This window comes from Pseudomonas sp. 2995-1, from assembly GCF_002742505.1.
Lineage (GTDB): Bacteria > Pseudomonadota > Gammaproteobacteria > Pseudomonadales > Pseudomonadaceae > Aquipseudomonas > Aquipseudomonas sivasensis.
The window spans coordinates 1-281 of record NZ_LJSA01000150.1 but is presented as its reverse complement, the minus strand read 5'-3'; the positions used below and the strand labels follow the sequence as shown (position 1 = coordinate 281).

Below are 281 nucleotides of genomic sequence, written 5' to 3'. Positions count from 1 at the left end.
TAAATACGTTAACCGTACTTTGTTTTCACTCCAATTTAAGGCTTCAGCCGTCTCCCGAACCGATAACTCTTGAATCCCTCTAAGGATAAGAACATCCCGATAGTTTTCTTTCAGGCTCTGGATTGCAATGTATATCTCTGATTTTTCCTCATTCATTTGTAAAGCGCTTTCTGGCGTATCTTTCCCCATCGCTTCATGCCTCCCCTCAAATGGAATCATCTTTTTCCAAAAGTTCCGTTTTTTATTTCTAAACTGATCAATCGCTATATTTCTAGCAATAC

Annotated in this window: 1 protein-coding gene; it reads right to left on the bottom strand. The window is 38.8% G+C overall.

The window, feature by feature from the left end; translation table 11 throughout:
- On the bottom strand, window positions 1-281 hold a 281-nt coding region (locus AOA61_RS00460), incomplete at both ends, for an RNA polymerase sigma factor (RefSeq protein WP_143521149.1).